Origin of the sequence: Mesorhizobium sp. (assembly GCF_004962925.1) — a bacterium.
Lineage (GTDB): Bacteria > Pseudomonadota > Alphaproteobacteria > Rhizobiales > Rhizobiaceae > Mesorhizobium.
Genome location: NZ_SUEO01000341.1, coordinates 1 through 3,886 on the forward strand (window position 1 = coordinate 1; position 3,886 = coordinate 3,886).

Sequence of the window (3,886 nt, forward strand, 5' to 3'; positions counted from 1 at the left end):
CAACAACGTGCTCGGCTACTACATCGAAGTCACCGCCAACCACCATGCGATCATGACGAGCAGCGATGGGGCGAAGGCGCGCTTCATCCACCGCCAGACCATGGCCAATGCCATGCGCTTCACCACGACCGAACTGGCCGAGCTGGAATCGAAAATCGCCAATGCCGCCGACCGGGCACTGGCGATCGAGCTTGCCGCCTTCGACAGGCTGACGGCGGAAGCGGTCGGCCAGGCGGACAAGATCCGTGCCGGGGCCGAAGCGCTCGCGGTGCTCGACGTGTCGGCAGCACTTGCGCTGCTCTCCGAAAGCGAGGCCTGGTGTCGGCCCGTGGTGGACGCAAGCCTCGCCTTCGCAATTTCGGGCGGGCGGCATCCGGTGGTGGAACAGTCGCTGCGGCGTTCGGGCGAAGGACCGTTCGTCGCCAATGATTGCGATCTGTCGCCGGAAGGTGATGCCAAGAACGGCGCGATCTGGCTGCTGACCGGCCCCAATATGGGCGGTAAATCGACCTTCCTCAGGCAGAACGCGCTGATCGCCATCCTCGCCCAGACCGGCTCCTTCGTGCCGGCGGCATCAGCCCATATCGGCGTCGTCGATCGGCTGTTTTCGCGTGTCGGTGCCTCGGACGATCTGGCGCGCGGCCGCTCGACCTTCATGGTCGAGATGGTCGAGACGGCGGCGATCCTCAATCAGGCCGGCGAACGCGCGCTGGTGATTCTGGACGAGATCGGCCGCGGCACCGCTACTTTCGACGGCCTGTCGATCGCGTGGGCGGCGGTCGAGTATCTGCACGAGAAGAACCGCTGCCGGGCGATCTTCGCCACCCATTTCCACGAGATGACGGCGCTGGCCGGCAAACTCGCTCGACTGCACAACGTCACCATGCGGGTCAAGGAATGGGAGGGCGACGTCGTCTTCCTGCACGAGGTCGGCAAAGGTGCGGCCGACCGTTCCTATGGCGTGCAGGTGGCGCGGCTTGCCGGCCTGCCGGAAGCGGTGGTCGGGCGGGCCAGGGAAGTGCTGCACCAGCTGGAAGCGGGCGAGGTTTCGGGCAAGGCAAACGGGCTGGTCGACGATCTGCCGCTGTTTTCGGTGGCGATGAGGCGGGAAGCGCCCAAGCCGGTGAAAAACGATGCACTCGGCGACGCGCTCGGTGCGATCAATCCCGACGAGATGACGCCGAGGGAGGCGCTGGAAGCGCTCTATCGGCTGAAAGGAATGGCGGGGAAGTAGCCTCAGGCTAGCCACTATGACCTGGCTCGCCGCAACCTAATGGTGTGGTAGTGTGACTTTTTCGCTACATACAAGGGAGGCTATCCAGACTAGATCTCCTGACAGAATTGTAGGGGGACTTTCATGAAATCCGTTTTGCTTGCTGCCGTTTTCGGACTGGCCTTGTGTGCGCCGGCGCTCGCCGCCGATTCGATCGAGCCCGTCGAAACGCCTGGGTGGACCTGGCAAGGTCCTTATGCCGGCGTCTTCGGTGCGGGAACGCTGGAGCACTACAAGATCCATGAGCCCGACATCGGCGACGGCGTCACTCATGATGTCGGCTCGGCGGCCGTTGGCGGCTTTGCCGGTTATAATTTCCAGTCTGGCAACGTCGTCTATGGCATCGAAGGCGAAATCGGCTATCGCTTCAAGGAATCGACTTTCGACGATGTTCCCGGTGCGGGGACGCTGGATGTCTCGACGGGCCTGTTTGGGTCGTTGAAGGGACGCATCGGCATGGACATGGGGCGCTATATGCCGTTCGTGACGGCCGGCGTGACAGCTGCGGAACTGAAGACATTCTGGCCGGGCGGCCCGGCGGAGCGCGATAAGACCCTCGTCGGCGGCATCATCGGCGCTGGCCTTGACGTGGCTCTGACCCATAGCGTTTTCCTCCGCGGCGAGTATGACTTCTCGTTCTTCGGCAAGAAGACGCTGAGCTACTGTGATGGCGGATGTAACTTGGAACACACGCTCCAGACGCATGATTTCAGGATCGCCGTCGGACTGAAATTCTAGAGCAATTCCAGGAAAAGTGCGGAGCGGTTTTCCGTCCGGAATTGCGTAAAAACAAATACTTAGAGCGGGCCAGCGATTCTATCAAAAACTGAACCGCTCTAAGCTGTTCATCGCTCATTGTTCGCCAAGCCAAACACGCGCGTCCCTTCCCGAGACGCGCGCCAATCAGTGTATCGCCGACACACCGAGGGCGTGATTTTCTTCCGACCTTGGCCTTACCCCCGCTACTATCCTCAAATCATCTGCAGCCCGCGCTTGCGGGTCGGTGGCGGGAAGGCACGGTCGAAGTCGGCGAGATCTTCCGGGGTGAGCTTGATGTCGAGCGCCGCAGCATTCTGGCGGATATGCTCTTGTTTGCTGGCCTTTGGAATGGCGATGACGCCGTCCTGTGCCATCACCCAGGCCAGCGCCAGCTGAGCCGGCCTCGCATCGTGGCGGGCGGCGATGGCTTCGAGCTTGGCATTGCGCGCCAATATGCCCTGATCGACCGGCGAATAGGCCATCAGCGGAATGCCGCGCTGCCGGCTCCATGGCGCAAGGTCGAATTCGGGGCCGCGCTGGGACAGATTGTAGAGGATCTGGTTGCTCTGAACGTTGCCGCCGCCCGGCAAGCTGACCAGTTCCTCCATCTCGTGGGTGTCGAAATTGCTGACGCCCCAGTGGCGAATCTTGCCGGCCTTTTTCAACGCCTCGAAGGCTTCGACCGTTTCCGTCAGCGGCACGCTGCCGGGCCAATGCAGCAGATAAAGATCGATGCGGTCGGTGCGCAGATGCCTGAGGCTTTTATCGCAGGCCGCCGGCACGCCGGCGCGCGAGGCGTTGGACGGCAGCACCTTGGAGACCAGGAACACCTCGTCGCGGCGCCCCGCAATGGCATCCGCCACCACCTCCTCGGCCCCGCCGCTGGCATACATTTCGGCGGTGTCGATCAGCGTCATACCGAGATCGAGCCCAAGCTTCAGGGCATCGACCTCATCGGCATGGCGGCTGAAATCCTCGCCCATCTTCCACGTGCCTTGACCCAGCACGGGAACGGCTTCGCCCGAGGGCAATGTGGTGGTTCTTATCGTTGACGGCATGGCGCGCTCCAGGCGAGGCCCGATGGCAGCACAGCCTTCGGGAGAAATCCAGACGAAAGTCCTTCCCTGGACTTCCTCCAGACTGCCTGATGCCTACTTCACAGGATGGGCGGCAAGCCAATCCTGCATCTGCTTGATCTCGGCTTCCTGCGCCGCGATCACCGCTTCGGCCAGTTTGCGCATTTCCGGATCCTTGCCATTGGCAAGCTCGACCTTGGCCATGTCGATCGCTGCCTGGTGATGCGGGATCATGCCGCGGGCGAAATCGACATCGGCTTTGCCGGAATATTCGATCGCCATCATCGCGGTGTGCATCTTGTCCATCGCCGCCTTGTAGCCGTCGGTCGAGGGACTTTGCGCGCCCATCGCGCCCATGTCGTGTTTCATCTCCTGGGCTTGCGATGGAATGCTTTCGAGGAAAACGGCAAGCAGCATTCCCGCCGCCATCAGCAGCAGCACGATCTTCTTGGCCAAGGTCATTCATTGTCTCCTTTTTGAACGAATTTCTATCTGGGGGCTTGGCTCAGAGTTTCAACGTCCTGAGCCGCAACGCGTTGGTGATGACCGAAACCGAGGACAGGCTCATCGCCGCTGCCGCAATCATCGGCGACAAAAGCGAGCCGGTGAGCGGATAGAGCACGCCAGCGGCGACCGGCACGCCAAGCACGTTGTAGAGAAAGGCGAAGAACAGGTTCTGGCGGATGTTGCGGATCGTCGCCTGGGCGAGCGTGCGGGCCCGAACGATGCCGTTGAGATCGCCCTTGACCAGCGTGATCCCAGCGCTTTCGACCGCGAC

The 3,886-nt window shown here is 62.0% G+C and carries 4 protein-coding genes and 1 pseudogene; 2 read left to right on the forward strand and 3 right to left on the reverse strand.

From position 1 onward, the window contains the following. A partial coding sequence (gene mutS / locus E5W87_RS34405) for a DNA mismatch repair protein MutS (RefSeq protein WP_292408096.1) occupies positions 1-1,234 on the forward strand: 1,234 nt, incomplete at its 5' end. Between the two features lie 123 nt (positions 1,235-1,357). Further along, on the forward strand, positions 1,358-2,011 hold the full coding sequence (locus tag E5W87_RS34410; RefSeq protein WP_292408098.1) for an outer membrane beta-barrel protein: 654 nt from the start codon (positions 1,358-1,360) through the stop codon (positions 2,009-2,011). Positions 2,012-2,244: 233 nt separating this feature from the next. Here E5W87_RS34410 and E5W87_RS34415 read toward each other — a convergent pair whose 3' ends face one another. From E5W87_RS34415 to E5W87_RS34425, 3 genes and pseudogenes are all read right to left on the reverse strand, one after another. Further along, positions 2,245-3,090: an aldo/keto reductase gene (locus E5W87_RS34415; protein ID WP_292408101.1), complete on the reverse strand. Its 846-nt coding sequence runs from the start codon at positions 3,088-3,090 to the stop codon at positions 2,245-2,247. Between the two features lie 93 nt (positions 3,091-3,183). Next, positions 3,184-3,570, reverse strand: coding sequence for a DUF305 domain-containing protein (locus E5W87_RS34420; RefSeq protein ID WP_292408104.1), 387 nt, complete (start codon positions 3,568-3,570; stop codon positions 3,184-3,186). A gap of 43 nt (positions 3,571-3,613) precedes the next feature. Then, positions 3,614-3,886 (reverse strand): annotated as a pseudogene (locus E5W87_RS34425) (copper-transporting ATPase); the annotation flags it as partial.